The following is a 23,048-nucleotide window of genomic DNA, read 5'->3' as shown; positions in this document are numbered from 1 at the left end:
TCACCGCGGGTTGGATTATTTTTACGACCAGCGAGTGCAACCTATACAGGGTGCGCAGGTATACTGGGCGGTCTTGCGCCATCCGGCCTGTTTATTTCCCGTATATCGGAGCTTTCATGACTTCTCCTACACCAACGACCGCTCCTGATGCCGTGAGCACCGAGAACCTCGATACCCCGGAAAAACCGGTCATTCCTGCGTTCACTTTTCCGTTCAAGCCATCGGAGTTTGCCAAGGCCAAGTCCCAGGGCAAGGCGTACTACCAAAAAAGCGGCCTCGGCGGTCATGATAAAACCCCTAACGCGCCCCCTCATGGCACCCGCAAAACCATGGGCAAACGCTAATTTTATGCCCTAAAAAGTGGCAATATGCCATTAGTGTTTGTTCAGGCCTGATTAACTCCTTTAGTCATGCGCCAGATCAGTATTTGCTTAATAGGTGCGCTTAGAGTCGACGACCCTGCCGACTCTTCTCTAATAATCCGAGCGCGCCCGTCATGAAAATCAATCTACCGATTACCGGCCGACCCGTTGATTTTGCCCCCGACGCCAACATCCTCTCCACCACTGATCTCGACAGCACCATCACCTACGCCAACCCTGACTTTATCGAGGTCAGCGGTTATGAACTGAGCGAGTTGCTGGGCACCCCGCACAACCTGCTGCGCCATCCCGACATGCCGCCCGCCGCTTTCAGCCATATGTGGCAGACCCTCAAGGCGGGGCGCTCGTGGATGGGTATGGTGAAAAACCGTTGCAGAAACGGTGATCACTATTGGGTCAGCGCCTATGTCACGCCGGTGATGAAAAATGGCGAGACCGTCGAGTACCAATCCGTGCGTACCCACCCGACTCCTGAACGTGTCGCGGTCGCCGAGGCCCACTACGCCGCTCTACGCTCGGGGCGCAAGCCGCTGTTGCCGGCCGGCTTGCGCCTTGGCTTGGGGGGCAGGCTGGCATTGTTTGTCAGTGCCGTATTTGGCGCCGTTACAGCCGTGGGCACGCTGTGGCTGGCCAGCGTTGACGCACAGGCCGGGCTGTTGATCTGGCTGCTGGGCAGTCTGTTGAGTTCGCTGGCCATTGCCTGGTTGCTGCGGCCTTTGCATGCATTGACCCGTCGCGCCAAAGGCGTTGGCGACAATCCGTTGAGCCAGCAGATTTATACCGGGCGCCGTGATGAGTTCGGCCAGATCGAGTTTGCCCTGCATATGCTTGAGGCCCAGGTCGGCGCTGTGGTGGGGCGTATCGGTGATGCCTCGCAGCGATTGGCCGGGCACGCCAGCGAACTGGTTCAGCATCTGCAAAGCAGCCATGCCAGCACCTTGAATCAACAGTTGGAGACCGATCAGGTGGCCACTGCTATCAACGAAATGGCGGCGAGTGTGGCGCAGGTAGCGATCAACGCCCAGCAGGCGTCGCAAGCAGCCGATCGGGTGCAAAGTGAAACCCGTGAAGGCCATCAGCTGGTGACGCAAAGCCGCAGCACGGTGCAGCACCTGGCGACGGAGCTGGAGCGAGCCACCGAGGTGGTGCATCATCTGGAAAGTCACAGCAGCGATATTTCCTCGGTGCTGGAAGTGATCCGCAGTATTGCCGAACAAACCAATTTGCTGGCGCTCAACGCCGCTATCGAAGCGGCCCGCGCAGGTGATCAGGGCCGCGGCTTTGCCGTGGTGGCCGATGAGGTCCGTGGTCTGGCCCAGCGTACGCAGCAGTCGACCAGTGAAATCCAGGCCATGATCAGCGCTCTGCAAGAAGGTGCCCGGGCGGCGGTGCAGGTCATCCAGCAAAGCAGTGAATACGCTCAGAGCAGTGTCAATCAGACCCAACTGGCCAGTTGCGCGCTGGACGGGATCAGTGCACAAGTTCAGAAGATCACCGAGATGAGTGTGCAGATCGCCTCGGCGGTCGAAGAGCAAAGCGTGGTCAGTGAAGATATCAACCGTAATATCGCCGGGATTCGCAGTGCCTGTGACGTCACTGTGGATGCCGGGCAACAGAGCCATCGCCATTCAGGGGATGTCGCCGAGCTGGCCGCAGGTTTGCGCTCGCTTGCGCAAGAGTTCTGGCAAACCCGGCGCTAAAGCGCCTCGCGCTGGATCAGGGTCATGCCGTGCTTGTCGTACAGGCGCCGGGCGTTGTGGTTGTGCTCCATGACCTTGAGATCCAGGCAAGCCTCACGGCGCTGGCGGAAAACGGCAAAGACATGGTTGAGCAGTGCGCCGCCCAAGCCCCGGCCCCGGTGGTGCGGGTGTACCGCCAGATCCTTGAGGTAGGCGCTGGTCCAGGCCTGGGCAACCGCAACGGCCTGGCCCTCCAGGAGGATCACAAAACACAGTGCGGGATCGTACTCGGGGTCATGCTGCAGGCCGTGTTGCCAGTCCTGCAGGGTTTGGATGCTACCGGTGCCGTCGGTATGGCTCAGGCTGATCAGGGCATGTACCGGTTGCAGCAGCTCCTCGGTGAGTGCCACCAGGGTGAAGCCCTGGGGCCAGTGGGCCGGTGGCAATGGCTGGCGCAAATCTTTGCGCAGCAACAGGCAATACTGGCTCATGCTACTCAGTAACCTTGCTCGGCAACCGTGCGCGCGGCGAGGATCAAGCACTGTGTAAGCTCCGGCGAAGAGAACTTGGTCAGCACCGCATTGGCCCCCGCCAGGCGCGCCTTTTCGCTGTTCATCGCGCTGTTGAGCGAGGTGTGCAGCAGCACATACAGATGGGCAAAGTCCGGGGTGTCGCGCACGGTACGGGTAAAGGCGTAGCCATCCATTTCCGACATTTCGATATCCGACACCAGCACGTTGATCTGATCCGGCGTGCCTTGCAGCTCCAGTAACCGCTCGATGGCTTCCTTGGCGCTGCGTGCGGTGTGGCAATGCAGGCCCAGGTTGCGCAGGGTAATGACCGACTGTTGCAGGGCCACCTGACTGTCATCCACCACCAGAATGCGGGCATTGGCCAGCAGTTTTGACTCTTCTTTGCTGAGGCTGTCGCTGGCGTCCTCGACCTTGGCCGGGGCGATGCCGTGGATTACTTTTTCGATATCCAGCACTTGCACCAGTACACCGTCGACCTGGGTCACACCGGTGATATACGAGCGCTTGCCAGAGCCGTAGGGCGGCGGACGGATATCGGTGCTCAGGCAGTGCACGATTTTGCTCACCGCCTGCACATGCAGCCCCTGTTTGGAGCGGCTGACATCGGTGACGATCAGGCAACCAGCGTCCGGGTCGAGCAGCGGCTGCTCGCCGATGGCACGGCTCAGGTCGATTACCGACAGTGCCGCGCCGCGCAACACGGCGATGCCTTTAACATTGGGGTGGGACTCGGGCATTTTGGTCAGCGGCGGACAGGGAATGATTTCACTGACCTTGAGCAGGTTGATCGCCAACAACTTGCCGCTGCGCAGAGTGAAGAGCAGAAGGGAGAGTGAGTCTGCGCGGGCATTGTTCGATGACATAAAAATCTTCTGTGCTGGGAGCGATACGGGGTTATCGACCTGAATGTTACGGGCTTTAACCGGCCGGCATAAATCCCCTTGTAGATACTCTGTTGCAGGTCAAGCCCTATTGTGGGAGCGAGCCTGCTCGCGAACGACCTTCGCGAGCAGGCTCGCTCCCACAGTTGCAGTGTTCCTGCAGCTGTCGAGCCTGCGTTCCTCGGCAGCTGCTACGGGATCAGGGTTTCAGGCCCAACCGTTTGGCCATGCGGGCCAGGTTTGCCCGGTCAAGCCCCAGCTCCCGCGCCGCACTGGCCCAGTTGTGCTGATGGCGTTCCAGGCAGGTGCTGATCAGCTGGCGCTGGTAATTTTCAGTGGCCTGGCGCAAGTCGCCCACGGCATCCGACAGGCTCTGGGGGGCGATCGGCGCAGCGCTGGCGCCGGAGGTCGGCAAATCCAGATCCGCCGCCGTCAGGGTCAGGATGCGCGGCCGCGAGCTGCAATTGCCCAAGGCTTTAAGGGCGCTGCGGCCAATCAGGTGTTCCAGTTCGCGCACATTGCCCGGCCAGGAATACTGCACCAGCGCCGCCTGCGCGTCGGGACTCAGGCGCAGGCTGCCCAGGCCCATGCGCGAGCGGTTTTGCTCCAGGAAAAAGCCGCTCAGCAGCAACACATCACGGCCGCGTTCGCGCAAGGCTGGCACCCTGAGCGGGTAAACGCTAAGGCGATGGTAAAAGTCGGCGCGGTAGCGACCGCTGCGCACTTCTTCGGCCAGGTCGCGGTTGGTGGCTGCGATCAGGCGTACGTCGACCCGGTGCTCCTGATCTGAGCCCAGGCGTTGCAACTGCCCGCTTTGCAGCACCCGCAACAGCTTGGCCTGCACGGTCAGCGACAGCTCGCCCACTTCATCCAGAAACAACGTGCCACCGTTGGCAAGCTCGAACTTGCCGCGTCGGTCGTTGGTGGCACCGGTAAAGGCACCGCGCACATGGCCGAACAGTTCGCTTTCAACCAGCGTGTCGGGCAAGGCCGCGCAGTTAAGGCTGATCAGCGGTTTGTCTGCCCGTGGCGAGGCTGCGTGAATAGCCTGGGCCACCAGCTCCTTGCCGACACCGGTTTCACCGGTTATCAGTACCGTCAGGTCGCTGCCGCCCACCAGGGCAATTTCTTCCAGCAAGCGTTTGTGCACCTTGCTCTGGCCGATCAGCTCCTTGTTGGGCGAGCCATTGGCTTGCCGATAGAGTTCGGCCTTGCGCTGCTCATCCTCGACCCGCAATGCCAGCCGTTCGATCCGTTGAGCCACATTGACCGTAGCGGCAGCCAGGCTGGCAAAGGCCTGCAGGTCATCCAGCGAGACCGGCTCGAAGCGTTTGGAATCCAGTGCGTCGAGGGTTAGCAGCCCCCATGGGCGCTCTTCGACAAACAGCGGGCAGCCCATGCAGTCGTGGACTTCCAGGTGTTCGGCCAGCCCGTCGACCAGGCCGTCGTAGGGGTCTGGCAGTTCGCAGTTGCTGGGGAAACGGGTGGGCCCTGGACTTGCGAGCAAAGCCTGAAAGCGCGGGTGCTCGCTGACTTTGAAGCGCCGCCCCAGGGTGTCCAGGCTCAAGCCATCAACAGCCAACGGCACCAGCCATTCGCCATCCAGTCGCAGCAGGGCTGCGGCATCGCAAGGCAGCAGGGTGCGCAGCGCGTGCAGCAAGCGGCGATAGCGTTCGCTCTCGGGCAGATCACGGGACAGATCGTCCACCAGCGGCAGCAGGGTGGTCAGTAGCAGTTTTGCAGTCATTTTGACCTCGCGTAGTCTTTATGACTATATAGTAACTCGTGTCAAAATGACTATATTTGTATTAACTTGCTGATTTTAAAGGGTTTAATTGTTGGCACGGAAACTGATAAGTAAAGGGTAATTGTTGAAGCCTAAGTGCTCAGGAGTCACCCATATGCTTACTGCTCAGGATCGTGCCATCGTTAAATCTACCGTGCCACTGCTGGAAAGCGGCGGTGAAGGACTGATTACCCACTTCTATCGCATGATGCTTTCGGAATACCCGCAAGTGCGTTCGCTGTTCAACCCGGCCAACCAGGCCAGTGGCGACCAGCCGCGAGCACTGGCCAACGGCGTGCTGATGTATGCACGGCACATCGATCAGCTGGACCAGTTGGGCGATCTGGTGGCCCGGATCATCAACAAGCATGTTGCGTTGCAAATCCTCCCTGAGCACTACCCAATTGTTGGCAGCTGCCTGCTGCGGGCTATTGAAGAAGTGCTGGGCAGCGACATCGCGACCCCGCAAGTGCTCAGCGCCTGGGGAGCGGCCTACAACCAGTTGGCCGATATCCTGATCGGTGCCGAAGCTGCCATCTACGACGAAAAAGCTGCAGCACCCGGCGGCTGGCGCGGCGGGCGCGAGTTCAAACTGGCTGCCAAAATCCAGGAAAGTGCTGAAATCACTTCGTTTTACTTCCGCCCGGTAGACCAGCAACCGATCCTCGACTTTGCCCCGGGCCAGTATATCGGTCTGAAACTCATGATCGATGGCGAAGAAGTGCGTCGCAACTACTCACTGTCGGCGCTGGCTCAGGTCGGTCGCTACCGTATCAGCGTCAAGCGCGAGAAGGGTGGGGTGGTGTCAAACTTCCTGCACGACCGTCTGAATGTGGGCGATACCCTGGAGCTGTTCCCGCCAGCGGGCGACTTCACCCTGGCCAATAGCGAAAAACCGCTGGTGCTGATCAGTGGCGGTGTGGGCATAACACCGACCCTGGCGATGCTTGAAGCGGCCCTGGCGACAAAACGCCCGATCCACTTTATCCACTGTGCCCGCAATGCCGATGTGCATGCCTTCCGCACATGGATCGATGAACTGGCAGACCAGCATCCGCAATTGAAGCGTTTCTACTGCTATGACGAGCAGGGCGAGTCTGCAAATCATGTAGGGCTTTTGACCGAAGAAGTACTGGCTCAGTGGTTACCGCAAGAGCGTGACCTGGATGCCTACTTCCTGGGGCCAAAAGGCTTTATGGGGGCGGTCAAGCGTCATCTCAAAGCCCTGGGTGTGCCGGAGCAGCAAAGCCGCTACGAGTTCTTCGGCCCGGCAGCCGAGCTGAAGTAGGGCGCGTGGCAGCTGCCGAGGAACGAAGGCTGCTACAAGAGGCAGGCAAGACCTTAATCCCCCATTAATCCCCTTGCGCCACTTTTCCTGCAACGTTCAGATACATCCAGGCCCGGGGTCTGGGTGTAAACTGTGCGGCTTACACATAATCAGGCAAAGGGACGCGGGATGACCAATGACATGTTGCAACTGGGCCGGGAGAAACGCTTCCTGGTCCTGCTCGGGGTGATCTGCCTGGCGCTGATCGGCGGCGCGCTGTACATGCAGATCGTGCTCGGCGAGGCACCTTGCCCGCTGTGTATCCTGCAACGCTATGCACTGCTGCTGATCGCGATCTTTGCCTTTATCGGTGCAGCCATGCCTGGCCGGCGCAGCCTCACCGTGTTTGAAGTGCTGGTGGTGCTCAGTGCCATCGGTGGTATTGCCGCCGCCGGGCGCCACGTCTATATCCTCGCTCACCCGGCCGTGAGCTGCGGTCTTGATGTGTTGCAGCCAATCGTCGATGGTCTGCCGTTGGCAGCCGTGTTCCCCCTGGGGTTTCAGGTCGACGGGTTTTGCTCCACCCCATACCCGCCGGTGCTTGGTCTGTCGCTGGCACAGTGGGCACTGGTGGCCTTTGTAATGACTGCGGTGCTGGTGCCACTGGGCATCTATCGCAACCGGAAACAATCGAGCTGAGCCAGCCACCAATTTTTGCTTGAGCAGCCTCGTGCTTCCTTCGGCAGTGCGGGGCGTTTTTTTGTCCCTGCGCAAATGTAAAGAAGGCGTGATCCTCACGTCGAAAAAGGCTGTGCGACACTGCGACATATTGTCACGCGCAGGGTGTCGCAGGGCTGGTTTTGGTCTGACCAGTGGTCTTTTAAACGTATGACTTCGTGTAACCCAGCTGAGGCATTTTGACGCTGGCAAAGGGGTTGAAATCAGGGTTGCGAGACTCAACGCAAATCGGCTGTAGCCCTTTTTATTTGGGCGTTCAGGCGGGGTCAGGGGGGTGTGTTCATGCGCTAAAAAGGGGCATAAAAGTGCAGGGCTAAAGACGTGCTACAACTCTGTTTCAAGGGGGGGCTTGAACGCTTGGCGTAATAATAGGCAGGGATTGTTACCGTACCCGATAAGAATTATTTCGGGATGAGACATGGTTTATAGAGAGCTACCTAACTACAATCGCCCGCACTGAACGTCCAGCCTGCTCATCCCTGAGCCCAAGCGGGAAGTTGAAGGCCGACTGGGTTGTTCAATACAGGCGTCCCATGCGACTCCCAGGTACTGGCAACCCTTCTAAGTTCCGCACCAAATGGAATTGGTCTGTGACAAGGCCATTGACCACGTATCGAATAAGAAATCACTGCTAACCCGGAATTTTGCCCGTTCGCCTGATGGTGATAGAGCAGGCTTTCATTCAATTCCGGAAAAGAGCCAACCCTTGGCAGGGCGAAGTGTTGGCGAAAAAAACCAACTGCATTGTGCAAGCTGTTTTAGAGGTCGTGAGATGACTAAAAAAAGGTACCCCAGACTCCTTGGCTTATTGCCACTTTTCGGCACGCTGCTGCTGGGAGGTTGCAACATGACATTGCTCGATCCGGTGGGGCAGGTCGGGATCGAAGAGCGGAATCTGATCATCACTGCAACACTGCTGATGCTTCTGGTCGTGGTGCCGGTCATCATTATGACCCTCGTCTTCGCGTGGAAATATCGCGCGTCGAACACCAGCGCTACCTATACACCTAAATGGTCGCACTCCACCAAGATCGAAGTCGTGATCTGGACTGTGCCAATTCTGATCATCATCGCCCTGGGCGTGATCACCTACAAGTCGACCCACGCGCTGGACCCTTATCGTCCGCTCGAGTCCGACGTCAAGCCGATTACCATCGAAGTGGTGGCAATGGACTGGAAGTGGATGTTCATCTATCCGGAACAGGGTATCGCTACCGTCAACAAGATCGTGTTCCCGGCCAACACCCCGGTCAATTTCCGTATCACCTCTGACACGGTCATGAACTCGTTCTTCATTCCAGGCCTGGGCGGTCAGATCTACGCCATGGCCGGGATGACGACCAAGCTGCACCTGATTGCCAACCGCAACGCTGAAATGGAAGGCATCTCTGCCAACTACAGCGGTGCCGGTTTCACGGGCATGAAATTCAAAGCGATCGCGACTACTCAGGCTGATTTCGATGCTTGGGTAAGTGAAGTCAAAGCATCACCTAAACAGCTTGACAAAGCTGAATACGAAGCCTTGAGCAAGCCAAGTCAGAACAACCCCGTTGAACTGTTCTCCTCGTACACACCGAACCTGTTTCAGAAAATCGTCGACAAGTACGAAGGTATGACGCCAGGCAAGCCGGTGAAGCACGAGAAGAAAGAAGTGGCCGGGACCGATGTGGTGGACATGAGTTCGCATTCAGCTGCCGGGGCAGAGGAGTAAACGATGTTTGGTAAATTAAGTTGGGAAGCGGTCCCGTTCCACGAGCCGATCGTGATGGTGACCATCGCCATGATCGCGCTGGGTGGTCTGGCACTGTTTGCAGCAATCACGTATTTCAAGAAGTGGACCTACCTGTGGACCGAATGGCTAACGTCAGTCGACCACAAGAAAATCGGCGTGATGTACATCATCGTCGCCATGGTCATGCTGCTGCGCGGCTTTGCCGACGCAATCATGATGCGTACCCAGCTGGCCATGGCCACCGAGGGTTCGCCTGGCTACCTGCCACCTGAACACTATGACCAGATCTTCACCGCTCACGGTGTGATCATGATCATCTTCATGGCGATGCCATTCTTCACCGGCCTGATGAACCTTGCAGTGCCGCTGCAGATCGGCGCCCGTGACGTGGCCTACCCGTTCCTCAACTCCCTGAGCTTCTGGCTGCTGGTGTCCGGCGTTGTGCTGGTCAACCTGTCGCTGGGCGTCGGCGAGTTCGCCAAGACCGGTTGGGTTGCCTATCCGCCGCTGTCGGGCTTGCAGTACAGTCCGGGCGTGGGGATGGATTACTACATCTGGGCTCTACAGCTATCGGGGTTAGGTACGACGTTAACCGGGGTTAACTTCCTGGCGACCGTACTGAAGATGCGTGCTCCAGGCATGAAACTGATGGACATGCCGATCTTCACCTGGACCTGCACCTGGGCAAACGTCCTGATCGTGGCTTCGTTCCCGATCCTGACCGCTACCCTGGCACTGCTGACACTTGACCGTTACATGGATTTCCACATTTTCACCAATGAACTTGGTGGCAATCCAATGATGTACGTCAACCTGTTCTGGGCGTGGGGTCACCCTGAGGTGTACATCCTCATTCTGCCGGCGTTCGGTATCTTCTCCGAAGTTATCTCCACGTTCACCGGCAAGCGTCTGTTCGGTCACCACTCGATGGTCTACGCCTCCGGCGCGATCTCGGTGCTGGGCTTCATGGTTTGGCTGCACCACTTCTTCACCATGGGTTCGGGTGCCAGCGTCAACGCCTTCTTCGGTCTGGCGACGATGCTGATTTCGATCCCGACGGGGGTGAAGCTATTCAACTGGCTGTTCACCATCTACCAGGGCCGTCTGCGCTTCACCAGCCAGGTTCTGTGGACCCTGGGCTTTATGGTGACTTTCGCCATCGGCGGCATGACTGGCGTACTGCTGGCCATCCCGGGTGCTGACTTCGTACTGCACAACAGCCTGTTCGTTATTGCTCACTTCCATAACGTGATCATCGGCGGCGCAGTATTCGGTTACATCGCAGGCTTCAGCTTCTACTTCCCGAAAGCGTTCGGCTTCAAGTTGAACGAAACCTGGGGCAAGCGCGCGTTCTGGTTCTGGATCGTCGGCTTCTTCATCGCCTTTATGCCGCTCTATGCACTGGGCTTCATGGGCATGACCCGTCGTCTGAATGCCAGCACCAACCCTGAGTGGGTGCCTTACCTGTACGTAGCCCTGTTCGGCGCAGTACTGATTGCCATGGGTATCGCCAGCCAGCTGATCCAGCTGTATGTCAGCGTCCGTGACCGCAACAAGCCAGAGAACGCCTGCGAATTCGGCGATCCATGGAATGCTCACACGCTGGAATGGTCGACTTCGTCGCCACCACCGTTCTACAACTTTGCTGTACTGCCAAAAGTCGACGGTATCGACCCGTTCACCGAAGCCAAGGAAAACGGCACTGCGTACCAGGTTCCGGCCAAGTACTCGCCTATCCACATGCCTAACAACACCGCTACTGGTGTGTACATGGGTGCTTTGCTGACCGTCTTCGGTTTCGCGATGATCTGGCACATCTGGTGGCTGGCCATCGTGGGTCTGGTAGGTACGGTTGTTGTCTTCGTTGCTCACGCCGCCCGTGACGACCAAGGCTACATGGTGCCGGTCGAGACCATCGAGCGTATCGAGGCCGAGCAGCACAAGCGTCTGGTAGCCGCCAAAGCAATTCCGGCTACTCGTGTTGAAACCAAGTTGGAACAGGCTTAAACCATGTCGAACTTAGCGACCACTGCTGGACACGCTCATGGTCACGACCATGAGCATGAGGAACACCACGACGCGGGCGAGACAACCATTTTTGGTTTCTGGCTCTACCTGATGACCGACTGCATCTTGTTTGCATCGATCTTCGCGGTATACGCGGTATTGGTAAACAACGTTGCAGGTGGCCCGTCGGGCCACGACATCTTCGAACTGCCGTACGTACTGGGTGAAACTGCCCTGCTGCTGTTCAGTTCGATCACCTACGGCTTCGCCATGCTGGCGTTGTTCAAGGGCAAGAAACAGCAGGTGCTGTTCTGGCTGGCCATGACCTTCCTGCTCGGTGCAGGCTTCATCGCCATGGAAATCAACGAGTTCCACCTGTTGATCTCCGAGGGCTACGGCCCTAGCCGTTCGGGCTTCCTGTCTGGCTTCTTCACCCTGGTCGGTACCCACGGTCTGCACGTGACCAGCGGTCTGATCTGGATGGCGATCATGATGTACCAGGTGCAGAAAAACGGCCTGACCTCGACCAACAAGACCCGCCTGAGCTGCCTGAGCCTGTTCTGGCACTTCCTGGACGTGGTGTGGATCTGCGTATTCACCGTTGTTTACCTGATGGGGACTTTGTAATGGCTAACGCACATTCCGACGGCGCCAACCACGGCAGCGTGAAGTCCTACGCGATCGGCTTCATCCTGTCGGTGATCCTGACCGTTATTCCGTTCGGGCTGGTGATGTACCCATCGCTGCCCAAATTCACCACCCTGGCGATCGTACTGTTGTTCGCCGTGGTGCAAGTGGTTGTTCACCTGGTGTACTTCCTGCACCTGGACCGTTCGCCTGCACAACGCAACAACGTCACCGCGCTGGTATTTGCTGCGCTGGTAATTGTGCTGCTGGTGGGCTTGTCCCTGTGGATCATGTTCAGCATCCACACTGAAATGATGGCGAAGTGAGGTAAGACCCGATGTCCTTCAAGCACTTTATCCAAATCACCAAACCGGGGATCATTTTCGGTAACGTGCTTTCTGTGGCAGGCGGGTTCTTCCTGGCCTCGAAGGGGCATTTCGATCTTGCCCTGTTCCTGGCCGCGGTAATCGGCACCTCCCTGGTGGTAGCGTCCGGTTGTGTGTTCAACAACTGCATCGACCGCGACATTGACATCAAGATGGACCGCACCAAGAACCGCGTACTGGTTCAAGGCCTGATCTCCCTCAAGGTGGCGCTGGTTTACGCCACCCTGCTGGGGGGCGCCGGCCTGTACCTGTTGTATCGCGTAGCCAACCCGCTGGCGGCTCTGTTCGCCGCGATCGGTTTCGTGATCTACGTCGGTCTGTACAGCCTGTACTTCAAGCGCAAGTCGGTTCACGGCACGCTTATCGGCAGTCTGTCGGGTGCAATGCCTCCGGTCATCGGCTATGTAGCTGTGAGCAACAGCTTCGACATGGCTGCAATGACCTTGCTGGTGATGTTCAGCCTGTGGCAGATGCCGCATTCCTACGCCATCGCGATCTTCCGCTTCAACGATTACCTGGCTGCATCGATTCCGGTGTTGCCAGTGAAGCGCGGGATCAAGGTTGCCAAGAAGCACATCCTGCTCTACATCCTCGCGTTTCTGATCGCGACCCTGATGCTCACCCTCGGCGGTTACGCCGGCATGAGCTACATGGCCGTGGCAGCTGCGATGGGCATGTACTGGCTGTACATGGCGTGGACGGGCTACAAGGCCGTCGACGACAAGGTCTGGGCACGCAAGCTGTTCGTGTTCTCGATCTTCACCATCACCGCGCTGAGCGTCATGATGTCCCTGGATTTCAAAGCGCCTGCCGAGTTGTTACTGACTTACGCGCACTGATCTGTCCAGAGTGAAAAACCCCGCCTTCGAAAGAAGAGCGGGGTTTTTTTATGGCTTTTGTACAGGCTCGTTCGCTGTGTTGTGTGGCGTAATACCGTGAAAAACGGGCGGCGGGTTATGCGTTGTAGCTGGGGTGAAACAGGGCAGCGGTGATAAACAGAAACCAAGTAACTTTCGCAATTTCCTACGTTGTGCGGATAACTCGCCTTATATTTTTTATTGTTTATCGGTGTTCGAATGTACCGGCCTGATTCAATAATTATTTAAGATGCAAGGAGGGTACGGTGTTCCTGGTTTCCATAAAAAAAGCACTTGCTGTTGGTTTTCTTGTTTGTACTTTTGTTGAGGTCAGTGTTGCCAGGGATATCCCGGTTGGCATAGGTAAAAACCATGATTTCACGCTAACGTGCAAAGCGGGTAATTTTATAGGCGTTATTGAAGGGACAGCCGGTCGGCACTTTCAGACCGGTAAATGGGTACATACCAAGCGATACAAGATTACCCGTCTCAATGGCCAGAGTGGTGGTAACAAAGCCAATGTTAATCTGAGTGCCGGCAAAGCTCCGAACCTTGATCGTGGCAACATGGTGTACTCGCCGGACCGCATGATCCAGGACGGCAAATGGCACGATCTAAACCTTGTGCGTCAGAATCTGGCTGTGGGCAACGCCAGGGTCGAGGCTTTCTATGAATTTATTTTTGACAAGTCAGGCCCGGACCCGCGTTGCTGGACTGAAGCTATAAGGTTTTAAACCGGCTGCCTGAACCCTGTTTTAAATATGAGGGGTTTGCGCTCTTTCTTGTCGGTCGGCAGTCTGTAACAAAAAGAAGTTTATAGAGCAGAACTTGCTCATGATAAGCAGACGTGCACGGAGTGGAAATTGTGTAAGAAGCCCCTGGCTTGCAGTTGATGCAGCTACTGCGGATGTTAAAAAATAATGGGTGTTTTGGCTGATGTGAAAATCATATCAATGAAAGGCGTTGGCAAGTGCTATTCACACAATAGAGCTTTGATTCCCGTAATCCGCAATGTCGACTTCGAACTTGGGGTTGGCGACACCTGTGCCATCATCGGCCCGTCTGGCTCCGGTAAAAGTACATTGCTCAATCTCATCGGCCTGCTGGATTTTGCCGACGAGGGTGAGTACCTGCTTATGGGGCAGCCCGTTTGTGCAATGCACAGTGATGAACTGGCAGCTCTTCGAAAGATGCATATAGGTTTTGTCTTTCAGAACTTCAATTTGATCCCGCGCCTGAGCGTTATCAAAAACGTAGCCTTGCCGCTTCGTTATCGGGGCATCGACCGTAATCAGTCCATGGCTCAGGCGCTGCAGATGTTGCAGCGCGTGGGGATGGCTCAGCGGGCCCATTCTATGCCCGCCGACCTGTCCGGTGGGCAAAAGCAGCGCGTGGCTATTGCCCGTGCGCTGGTTGGGCAACCGTCGCTGATACTGACCGATGAACCGACTGGCAGTCTCGACGGCCAGACCGCCAGTGCCATTCTGGAACTGCTGCTGTCGATCCAGCAGGAGCAGCGGGTCACCCTTGTGGTTGTTACCCATGACCATCAGGTTGCGCAACTTATGCACAGGCAGGTCATGGTGCACGGCGGCCGGGTTGAGGAGGTGCGCAAGTGCGAGCCCTGAGCACTTTGCTCCCCTCGGCACTGATACAGACACTAACCGAGGCTGTAGACAGCCTTCGTACACTGGGCAAACGTTCGGCCCTGGCGCTTCTGGGCATTGTGATCGGCAGCGCTTCAATCATTGCGGTCATTAATATCGGGCATAACGCACGGCATGATGTCGCCCTGATCTTTCAGGACATGGGCGTTGATAGCCTTTCGGTACTGCTCGCTGACAAGCCGGGCACTCAAGAGTCACGTCTCTCCTTTGACATTGAGGCACTCAACAAACTCGACCTGGCAGACCTGTTGATCGCACCTGCTGCGATCGTGTCGCTGGAGGCCGGGTTCAATCGCAAGACAGCCGATGTTCGTCTGGTCGGGACGCTGCCTTCGCTCTTTGAGGTAATGAAACTGTCGATGAGCGACGGGCGGTTTTTACACACCTTTGATCAGTCTGAAAATGCAGTGGTCCTCGGCCATAAGGTGGCCGTTTCGCTGAGCCAGGGGGGGACGCGGATTCGTGTGGGTGACTGGCTCAGGCTTAAGAATTACCTGTTCAAGGTTGTCGGTGTATTGCAGCCCAGACCCGAGTCGATGCTCAGTCCGATTTTCGTCGATGACTCGGTATTTGTACCGCTGCAGGGCCTTGCCCGTGTTGCCGCTGAGGCGAGGATCAATGACCTGATTGTGCGCATCCCGCCGCATAACAAAAGTGCCAGTGTTGTCCCGACGATGCAGGACAGGCTGACCCGGGCGTTCATGTCACGAACAATAGAGGTGATTACGCCCCAGCAAATGATTGAAGGCATGAACCGCCAGAGTCGCACGTTCCATTACCTTTTGATGGCCCTGGGCGGGATCACGCTGGTGGGAGGCGGTGTGGCGGTGATGAACATCATGTACATGAACGTTTATGAACGCCGCATCGAAATCGGACTGCGCATGGCTATTGGCGCCCGTCGCCATGACATCCGCAATCTGTTCCTGATTGAGGCGGTGGTGCTCAGCACTACCGGTGCTGTATTGGGGGCAGGCTTGGGGATGGTGCTGGCTTATGTCTATGCCCGGGTGTCGGGCTGGGCATTCGACATAGCCGCAAATGCTATCCCCCTGGGCGTGATCAGCACCGTTGCAGTGGGTGTGTTCTTTGGTTTGAAACCGGCCATCGCAGCCTCTCGCCTGCCCCCCGTGGAGGCCCTTCGTGATTATTAGACGCGCAGGGTTTATGGGCGCGGCATATGGCGTGTTGCTGCAGTCCGCGCTGGCGGTTGCACAACCAGGCTTGCCGGACCAAAACACGGCGCTGTTGAGCGAGCACGTTATCAACCTGTCGCTGGCCGAAGCCGTTGCACTGGGTATGCGCAGTAACTACAGCATTCGCAGCCTCAAGCTTCAACGCTTGCGCGAGAGGTTCGACCTGCGCGTGGCGCAAGACAGATTCAACCCGCAACTCAAGTTGAGCGCAACCCATATGCTTTCCAGAGGCAGTGCAGACCGGGGGCGGGCCAGTGAAGCCAAGCCCAGCGTCAGTGTGCTGGGCGAGTATGGAACCCGCCTGGAACTCGGCTGGAAGCAACAGCTCAATGCTTCAAAGAATACGGGGGAGCTGCAAAGTGAGGGTATGGAGCTGACGGTCATTCAACCGCTGCTCCGGGGCGCGGGCAAAGATGTCACGACTGCGCCTCTGCGCCTGGCCAGATTGACAGGGCAGATCAACCGGCTGACTGCCAAGGCCAGCGTGTCGCAGACCCTCTACGACATCATCTCGGCCTATCACGGCCTGCTCAAATCGCAGAGCCAGGTAGCCCTCGCCAGCAAGGCTTTGGCGCGGGCCGTTTCGTTGCTGGAGGTCAATAGATTGCTGATTGCCTCGGGGCGTGTGGCCGAGTTTGAAACGGTCCAGATTGAAGCGGATATAGCGTCTCAGCAACTGGCGCTCGAAGAGGCCGGCAATCAGCTGGAAAGCAGCCGCTTATCGCTGCTCAAGCTATTGGCCCTCGACCTGTCGACGAGCATCCATGCCTCCGGAACCCTGGAGGTCACCCGACCTGAAGTCGATCGGACCGCGGCGCTTGAACTGGCGCAGAGAAACCAGCCTCAGTTTTTGGCGACGTTGCTGCAGAGTGAAGTGGCCTCAATCAATCTGCTGGTTGCACAAGATCAGGCTCTTTGGGATCTGTCGTGGGTGGCAGGGGTCAATCAGTTACGCGAACAGGGTACCCGGGGTGGTGGCAGATCCTGGGACAGCTATACCGGCCTGAAGCTGGAAATCCCCATCGCAGATATGGCCCTGCGACAAGGCAAAGTACATGCGCGAACCCAGGTAGAGCAGCAAGCACTGATCCAGCAAGAGGCACGCATGGATCTTGAACGCCAGGTAACCGACTCGGTGCGGGGGTTGAAAACCCAGTGGCGCCAGCTTGAAATCTCGCAGCGGCTCACGGACCTGTCCCGCCGCAAACTGGCCATCGAGACCGACAAATTGAATGTCGGGCGCTCGAGCAACTTCCAGATCATCAGCTTCGAGTCAGACCTGCGAGCGGCAGAGGAGGCGAATCTGAATGCGAGGATTTCATACCTGGATGCCAGGGCCCGACGCGATGTACTGCTGGGCGTGCTGCTGGAAAACTGGGAGATTTCTCTTGAGGATTTCTAAACCGTTCAGCGTCCTTATCCTTGTCCTGCTGCTCGCCTCAGGGTGGACCCTGTTCACTTCCTCAGTCCCTGAAGACACAGAGGTTTGGGTCGCCGTCAGCAGGCAGAAGCTGGAACATGAAATCGGCCTGGTGGGCAGGGTAGAACCGGTTGAAACCAGCGTACTCAATGCCCCTTTTGAAGGGGTTTTGATGGCCCATGAGTTAAGCCCCGGCATGTCGGTCGAAGAGGGGCAGGTCCTTCTTTCTTTCGATACGGCGTTGCTTGAAATCAAGGTCAGGGATGCGCTGGCGAACAAGTTGAAGCAGCAGCAGGTAGTCGAAACGTTCAGAACCTGGACCAACGATCCGCAGGTGGTGCGGGCAAAGCGGTCACTCAGGGTGGCCGAGCTGGCCATGCAAAACCTTGAACTGGAGCTTTCGCAAGTCGAGGCGTTATATCAAAAAGGCATTGTTCCCCGTAATGAGCGCGACAGCTTGAAGCAACAGCGTGACCTGCAAGCGCTGGAGCTGGCGGCAGCTACTTCCGAACTCGACACTGTGCTGGCAACCGGCAGGGGGGAGGCCAGAACCATTGCCGAGATGGAGCTGCGCAACGCCAGTGTCATCCATAAACAACTGAACGCATTGCTGGCGCACAAGACGCTCTACGCGCCGTACTCGGGTGTTGTGTTGTCACTGGGAGGCCCGCAGTCAACAGGTGGTGATGCCGTGACGTTGCACAAAGGTGCGCTTTTCAGCATGGGCCAGCAGATGATCAAACTGGCCAATATGAGCGGGCTCAAGGTCATCACCCAGGTATCGGAGTCCGACGTCAGCAAGTTTTCTCTTAATCAGGAAGTCAGGATTACCGGAGAGGGTTTTTCGGCAGCCCTGAGTGGCTATATCAGTTCTATCAGTCAACTGGCCGTACAGGATCAAAATGAGGGCAGTGCAGCAAGGTTTCCGCTCACCATTACGGTTAACCAGCCTTCCGGTGGTGATTTCAAGCGTGTGAGGCTGGGTATGAGCGCCCGGATGACCATCGTTACCTACCGCAACGACAACAGTTTCATCATCCCCCACGAAGCCGTCGAGAGGGACGGTGATACCCTGTCTGTCGAGTATCGCGACGGGCTGGACGCCCCGGTTGAGCGTCGAGCCATCACCATAGGCCAGTCCACTGTGGATGGGCTTGAAGTGTTCGGTGTGGAGTCCGGTTTCGTCCGGGTCAAGTGATTGGCTGCAACCCTCTGGAGAGCGGGCTGTCCGCGATACAGGCTGCGGAGCAAAGCCGGCCCCCATAGTGATTGTCAGGCCGTGCGCATTTTGGCCGTCGGCAACACCGGCAGTACATTGGCAAGACCGGCTGCGATCCCGTACGGCCGCAATACGCTGATCAACAACCCGCTCGCCAGCAGATAACCCCCGGAACAGATGACCAGCGACCAGCGCAGGGCATTGATGCCCATTAGCGGGGTCAGGTGATCACTCAGCACACCCACGGCCAATGGGCCGAAACCTGCACCGATGGCCATGATCCCGAAGTTGTAGAGGGCGATCATGGTTGCGCGGCGCTCAGGCGCCACCAGTTGGGCAATGGCGGTGTAGCTCGGTGCCATCCACCACATGCCGAACACCGACATGCCAAACATGAACACCGTTGCCTGGGGCACTTGCAGCGCACCCAGCGTCCAGGGATGACCGGCCGGGTACAGCGCGAAGGCAATCGACATCGGCAAGGCCAGCAGTGCCCCGACGATCGGCACGCCCAATTGCCAGCGGCTGTCGCGTTGGGCCAGACAGGCGCTCAACCAGCCGCTGGACAGAGAGCCGATAATGGCCCCCGGCCCGGCTGCCAGGCCCATGATGATGCCTGCGTCCTTGAGCGTCAGCCCGTGGCTGCGTACCAGAAATGCAGTGCTCCAGATACTGAACGCATAACTGGCAAACGCCAGCAGCGCCCCGGCCAGGGCAATACGTACAAAGGTTTTCGACGCCCAGGCCACGCGCATCACTTGCATCACGCTTTCATGGGGCACGGCTGGGCGCGACTCACGGGCTTTCTCCCATAAGCCGCGCAATGGTTCGGCAGCCGTAAACCGCAGCAATACAGCGGCAGCGATACCAGGCAGCGCCATCCAGATAAAGGCTTCGCGCCAGCCGTGGTAGTACGCGATATAGGCGCCCAGGCTCATGCCCAGCAAGGCGCCGATGGGCGCTCCGAGCATGAATACGCTGATGGCCTTGGAGCGCTGATGGGGCGGGTAGAGGTCGGCGATCATCGACATCGATGCTGCGCCGCTGCCCGACTCGCCCACTGCCACGCCGATGCGTGCCAGGGCCAGGGTCCAGAAGTTACTGGCAAAGCCGCAAAGCATGGCCATCACGCTCCAGAACGCACAGCACCAGCCGATCAGGTTGCGCCGATGGCCACGGTCGGCAAAGCGCCCCAACGGGATCGCAAACAGGCAGTAGACCAGAGCAAAGGCCAGACCTGTAAGCAGGCCGATCTGGGTATCGGAAACGTGAAATTCGGCCTTGATCGGTTCAATCACAACGCCCATGACCTGACGGTCGATCAGGCTGACCGCCGAAATCAGGAACAACACAAACAAGGTGTAATGACGGCGAAATCCGGAGATTTGGTTATTCATCATTTCAATCCCATCGAGCAGTGTTCATCGGTTGAGTGGCTTACAGCGGTGCGCGTCGATCAGCCCAGGGGCTTGCCTGTTCGAGTTGCCCGGCCAATTGGAACAACAGGTCTTCGCGGCACCAGCCTGCACTGAACATCATGCCGATGGGCAAGCCGCTGCTGCTGGTGCCCAGCGGCACCGACATGGACGGCTGGCCACTGACATTGGCCAGTACGCTGTAGCCGATGCTGCCGATGATGCCCTGGATGTAGTGCGGGTAATCCTGATCCAGACTGGCCACTTTCAATTCGGGAGTGATCTGCGAGGTGACCGGACTGAGCAGCAGGTCATAGTCGTCGAACAGGTGTTCCATGCGACTGCCGATCAATTCGAAACTGCGTCGGGCACGGTACAGGTTTTCGGCGGTGGCCGAAGTGGCATTGTTGACCAGATAACGGCTGACGGGCTCCAGCTCGTCAGCGTGCAACGGGCGGCCGAGGACGGTTTCGCGGTCACGCACGGCGGCCAGCAGTGCGGCTGCACCCACGGCGCCGTGAGCGCCGTATACCTGCTGCGGGTCGACGGGCAGGGTCACGGGGTCTACCCGATGTCCGAGACCCAACAGCAGATCAACAGTAGTGTTCAAAACGCTGCGGATATCGGCGTCCAGTTCCAGGCCGGTCATGGCCTGATCGACCACGCCGATGCGCAACGAACCGGGGCTGCGCCGCACTGCCTCGCTGTAGCTTATGGCCTGTGGCGCGAGCCAGTAGGGACTGCCTTTTTCATGACCGTGGCTGACGTCCAGCAACAGTGCCGAGTCGCGCACGCTGCGTGATACCACATGACCGCAACTGGCACCGAACCAGCCTTCGAAGGTGTCCGGGCCCTGAGGGGTGCGATAGCGCGTGGGCTTGAGGCCAAACAGGCCGCAATACGACGCCGGGATGCGAATCGAGCCGCCGCCGTCGGTGGCGTGGGCCACGGGCACGATGCCTGCGGCCACGGCTGCCGCCGCACCGCCGGATGAGCCGCCTGCGCTGTGGGCCAGACTCCACGGATTGCGCGTCTGGCCCCACAGTGAGGATTCGGTGGTGGTGGTCAGGCCGTACTCGGGACTGGTGGTCTTGCCGAAGATCAGCATCCCGGCGGCCTCGTAGCGCTGCACGATGGTGCTGTTGCGCGTTGCCGGCGGCGTGTCGGCCAGCATTCTTGAGCCGTTGGTGGTCAGGGTGCCAGTCAGGTAAGTGTTCAAGTCCTTGAGCAGCATCGGCACCCCGGCCAATGCTCCCAGCAGCTCGCTGCCGGCGTGGTGACGGGCCCTGAGCACGCTATTGGCATGCTCGTCGTGGCGCATGTTGACCGCATTGACCAGCGGGTTTACCGCATCGCAGCGCGCCTGGGCGGCGCTGAGCAGCATCCGGGGGGTCAGTTCGCCGGTTTTGACCGCCGCGACCATGGCTGTGGCGTCCAGCGCCAGATAGTCGCCGGTGGACAGTTGATAACGTTCATCGCTCATGTTCTACGACCTCGCATTAGCACCTGGGCCTGCGCTGCAAAGGACCAGGTGACGGGTATATACGGCTGGGGGCTGGCGCTTTAAAACAGGAAGTTCAGCGATTCCTGGAGCAACAGGGCATCGGAATGGATCGGCGTGAATACCGGGTTCTTGGTGTAGGTCAGACCGCTGATCAAATACACGCCGGGGATCAGGCGGGCCGCATAGGAAGCGGTTACCGCCAGGGTGTAGGGCGCCGCTTCCATGCCATAGCTCCTGGTCACGTCGCGCAGATCCTTGCTGTAGTAGCTCTTGGTCAGGCCCACGGCGGCCATGTCGGCAGGGCGGCTGGCGAACGGGCCGACATTGAAGGCACTGACCTGGAATGCCTTGTTGATGGCGTTGACCGAGTCAGGCGAGTAATCGAGTTTGCTGTCCAGATACCAGCCGCGGGCATCGCCGTAGGGCTTGGTCACCTGCACCGTCTCGGCCAGGTATACGCCGTAGTTGTTGTCCGACTTTTCACCGGTGGTGAACTCGGTGTAATGGCTGGTGTTGTACATGGCCCCTGCGCGCAGCCACATGGCGTTGGAGCTGGCCGACGGTGCCTGCTTGTAGCCGAACTCATTGATCAGCATGGCGCGGGCATCCGGCACCTTGAGGCGCAATCCGCTGGGGTTGAGGTCGACATCCTTCTGGATGCCTTCGGGGCTGACGCTGCGGGTCAGGGCGGTGCTGTTGTAGAAGCGCAGCGACGGGTCACGCACGATCACGTTGACGGTTGGGGTCGGCTCGGTAGCCGACATGCCGACCTGAAATGGCACCACGCTGCTTGGCCCCAGGGCGGCGGTCGAGGCACTGCCCCCCAGCGCCATGCCATAGAACAGGCGCACGCCGGGTATGAAGCCGTATTCCAGTTCCAGCTGGTGATTGAAAAAGGACTGGTTGATGGCAAATACCGAGACGGTTTTGACCCGCGGGTTGGCCGGGGTGTAGGTCGAGTCCACCCAGTTGCCGGCCAGTGTCAGCTGCGCGTCATTGGCAAAACCGATGCGGGTCAGATCGTAAGTCAGGTACAGGTTGAGCGACGTGTTGTAGCTGGGGTTCTGGCCGTTATACACCTGCTTTTTCGCGTTGTTGCCCAATACGTCATAGGTGTAACCGTTATACGAGGTGGCGGTAAAACCGATGCCATGCTCGGCCAGCTCCTTGCGCAGCCCCCACAGGTCCGGCTTGATCCGCGCGCAAATGGGCACGTTCTTGAAGGCCAGTTCGGCGCGGGTCAGCAGCTTTTCATACTGGGCACATTCGGGGGCAGCGGACGTGTCGGCTGCCAGCGCATGCTGGGTAAAAGCGAAGGCGGCAAGGCTGACGGCTAACGGATACTTTGCGTAAAACATAGTGAGAGTTTCCCATCCTTAACGTTTTGTTTTCAGGACGACGCCAAGTGCTTTGGTGGTCAGCAGTAGTACTGCATATCCGTGACCAGCGAATGGGGCCAGCGGGGACTATCGATAGGGCCAGGGGCTGGTAGTGCGACTACCGTGCGGGAGCCGGGGTTGTGGGAGCCGGGCTTGGCCGCGATGGGATCACTGCGGTTTGCCAGATGCAGCGCGTTGCCTGCATCGCGAGCAAGCCCGCTCCCACAGGAAGAGATGGCCCTGGGGTTGTGGGAGCTGGGCTTGGCCGCGATGGGGGCATTGCGGTTTGCCAGATGCACCGTGTTGCCTGCATCGCGAGCAAGCCCGCTCCCACAGGGAGAGATGGCCCTGGGGTTGTGGGAGCCGGGCTTG

Annotated in this window: 20 protein-coding genes and 2 pseudogenes; 15 read left to right on the top strand and 7 right to left on the bottom strand. The window is 58.3% G+C overall.

All coding sequences use genetic code 11. The features are described from left to right. Positions 1-116: 116 nt before the first annotated feature. The 3 genes and pseudogenes from GHN92_RS03910 to GHN92_RS03905 all read left to right on the top strand — a co-directional run bounded on the left by GHN92_RS03910 (position 117) and on the right by GHN92_RS03905 (position 2,083). On the top strand, positions 117-344 hold the full coding sequence (locus GHN92_RS03910; protein ID WP_095001524.1) for a hypothetical protein: 228 nt from the start codon (positions 117-119) through the stop codon (positions 342-344). 152 nt (positions 345-496) lie between these two features. After that, positions 497-778, top strand: a pseudogene (locus GHN92_RS24400) (PAS domain-containing protein); the annotation flags it as partial. 258 nt (positions 779-1,036) lie between these two features. After that, entirely contained in the window at positions 1,037-2,083 is a 1,047-nt protein-coding gene (locus GHN92_RS03905; RefSeq protein ID WP_370688595.1) for a methyl-accepting chemotaxis protein, read from the top strand. Here GHN92_RS03905 and GHN92_RS03900 read toward each other — a convergent pair. The 3 genes from GHN92_RS03900 to norR form a co-directional block, all read right to left on the bottom strand. Then, a complete protein-coding gene (locus GHN92_RS03900; RefSeq protein WP_133144792.1) occupies positions 2,080-2,553 on the bottom strand; it encodes a GNAT family N-acetyltransferase in 474 nt (157 codons plus the stop codon). The two genes, GHN92_RS03905 and GHN92_RS03900, sit on opposite strands and share 4 nt — an antisense overlap. 5 nt (positions 2,554-2,558) lie before the next feature. Then, positions 2,559-3,458, bottom strand: coding sequence for a chemotaxis protein (locus GHN92_RS03895; protein WP_095001521.1), 900 nt, complete (start codon positions 3,456-3,458; stop codon positions 2,559-2,561). 217 nt (positions 3,459-3,675) lie between these two features. Continuing rightward, positions 3,676-5,223, bottom strand: coding sequence for a nitric oxide reductase transcriptional regulator NorR (norR, locus tag GHN92_RS03890; protein WP_133144793.1), 1,548 nt, complete (start codon positions 5,221-5,223; stop codon positions 3,676-3,678). Positions 5,224-5,377: 154 nt separating this feature from the next. On the opposite strand from norR, the gene hmpA reads away from it, so the two are divergent. The 12 genes from hmpA (at position 5,378) to GHN92_RS03825 (ending at position 18,357) form a co-directional block, all read left to right on the top strand. Next, positions 5,378-6,550, top strand: a complete 1,173-nt coding sequence (gene hmpA / locus GHN92_RS03885) for an NO-inducible flavohemoprotein (RefSeq protein WP_133144794.1) — start codon at positions 5,378-5,380, stop codon at positions 6,548-6,550. 168 nt (positions 6,551-6,718) lie between these two features. After that, on the top strand, positions 6,719-7,228 hold the full coding sequence (locus tag GHN92_RS03880; RefSeq protein WP_095001518.1) for a disulfide bond formation protein B: 510 nt from the start codon (positions 6,719-6,721) through the stop codon (positions 7,226-7,228). An 811-nt stretch (positions 7,229-8,039) separates the two neighbouring features. Continuing rightward, positions 8,040-8,978 (top strand): ubiquinol oxidase subunit II, encoded by a 939-nt coding sequence (gene cyoA, locus GHN92_RS03870; protein ID WP_153379416.1) that lies wholly within the window; start codon positions 8,040-8,042, stop codon positions 8,976-8,978. Between the two features lie 3 nt (positions 8,979-8,981). Further along, the gene (cyoB, locus tag GHN92_RS03865) at positions 8,982-11,006 is read left to right on the top strand and encodes a cytochrome o ubiquinol oxidase subunit I (RefSeq protein ID WP_095001516.1); all 2,025 of its coding nucleotides are present in this window, start codon (positions 8,982-8,984) and stop codon (positions 11,004-11,006) included. 3 nt (positions 11,007-11,009) lie between these two features. After that, positions 11,010-11,633: a cytochrome o ubiquinol oxidase subunit III gene (locus GHN92_RS03860; protein ID WP_095001515.1), complete on the top strand. Its 624-nt coding sequence runs from the start codon at positions 11,010-11,012 to the stop codon at positions 11,631-11,633. Further along, entirely contained in the window at positions 11,633-11,959 is a 327-nt protein-coding gene (gene cyoD, locus GHN92_RS03855) for a cytochrome o ubiquinol oxidase subunit IV (protein WP_016779556.1), read from the top strand. Before GHN92_RS03860 ends, cyoD begins: the two co-directional genes overlap by 1 nt. A gap of 11 nt (positions 11,960-11,970) precedes the next feature. Beyond that, positions 11,971-12,858: a heme o synthase gene (gene cyoE / locus GHN92_RS03850; protein ID WP_095001514.1), complete on the top strand. Its 888-nt coding sequence runs from the start codon at positions 11,971-11,973 to the stop codon at positions 12,856-12,858. Between the two features lie 284 nt (positions 12,859-13,142). After that, positions 13,143-13,610, top strand: coding sequence for a hypothetical protein (locus GHN92_RS03845; RefSeq protein ID WP_133144795.1), 468 nt, complete (start codon positions 13,143-13,145; stop codon positions 13,608-13,610). A 186-nt stretch (positions 13,611-13,796) separates the two neighbouring features. After that, on the top strand, positions 13,797-14,504 hold the full coding sequence (locus tag GHN92_RS03840) for an ABC transporter ATP-binding protein (protein ID WP_153379414.1): 708 nt from the start codon (positions 13,797-13,799) through the stop codon (positions 14,502-14,504). Further along, complete coding sequence (locus GHN92_RS03835) at positions 14,501-15,697, top strand: ABC transporter permease (RefSeq protein WP_133145188.1); 1,197 nt, start codon at positions 14,501-14,503, stop codon at positions 15,695-15,697. Before GHN92_RS03840 ends, GHN92_RS03835 begins: the two co-directional genes overlap by 4 nt. Then, a complete protein-coding gene (locus GHN92_RS03830) occupies positions 15,687-17,141 on the top strand; it encodes a TolC family protein (RefSeq protein ID WP_240043258.1) in 1,455 nt (484 codons plus the stop codon). The genes GHN92_RS03835 and GHN92_RS03830 overlap by 11 nt, the downstream gene beginning before the upstream one ends. Continuing rightward, positions 17,128-18,357 (top strand): efflux RND transporter periplasmic adaptor subunit, encoded by a 1,230-nt coding sequence (locus tag GHN92_RS03825; protein ID WP_240043259.1) that lies wholly within the window; start codon positions 17,128-17,130, stop codon positions 18,355-18,357. Before GHN92_RS03830 ends, GHN92_RS03825 begins: the two co-directional genes overlap by 14 nt. Positions 18,358-18,431: 74 nt before the next feature. On the opposite strand, the gene GHN92_RS03820 is transcribed toward GHN92_RS03825, so the two are convergent. The 4 genes and pseudogenes from GHN92_RS03820 to GHN92_RS24005 all read right to left on the bottom strand — a co-directional run. Further along, positions 18,432-19,775 carry an MFS transporter gene (locus GHN92_RS03820; RefSeq protein ID WP_095001631.1) on the bottom strand — a complete coding sequence of 448 codons (1,344 nt, stop codon included), beginning with the start codon at positions 19,773-19,775 and terminating at the stop codon, positions 18,432-18,434. 40 nt (positions 19,776-19,815) lie between these two features. After that, positions 19,816-21,276 (bottom strand): amidase, encoded by a 1,461-nt coding sequence (locus GHN92_RS03815; RefSeq protein WP_095018310.1) that lies wholly within the window; start codon positions 21,274-21,276, stop codon positions 19,816-19,818. A gap of 80 nt (positions 21,277-21,356) precedes the next feature. Then, the gene (locus tag GHN92_RS03810; protein WP_095001509.1) at positions 21,357-22,655 is read right to left on the bottom strand and encodes a carbohydrate porin; all 1,299 of its coding nucleotides are present in this window, start codon (positions 22,653-22,655) and stop codon (positions 21,357-21,359) included. 59 nt (positions 22,656-22,714) lie between these two features. Then, positions 22,715-23,048, bottom strand: a pseudogene (locus tag GHN92_RS24005) (hypothetical protein); the annotation flags it as partial.

This window comes from Pseudomonas sp. FSL R10-2964, assembly GCF_009600035.1.
GTDB classification, from domain to species: domain Bacteria; phylum Pseudomonadota; class Gammaproteobacteria; order Pseudomonadales; family Pseudomonadaceae; genus Aquipseudomonas; species Aquipseudomonas bubulae.
The sequence above is the reverse complement of the archived record's forward strand: the minus strand, read 5'-3'. Positions and strand labels throughout refer to the sequence as shown.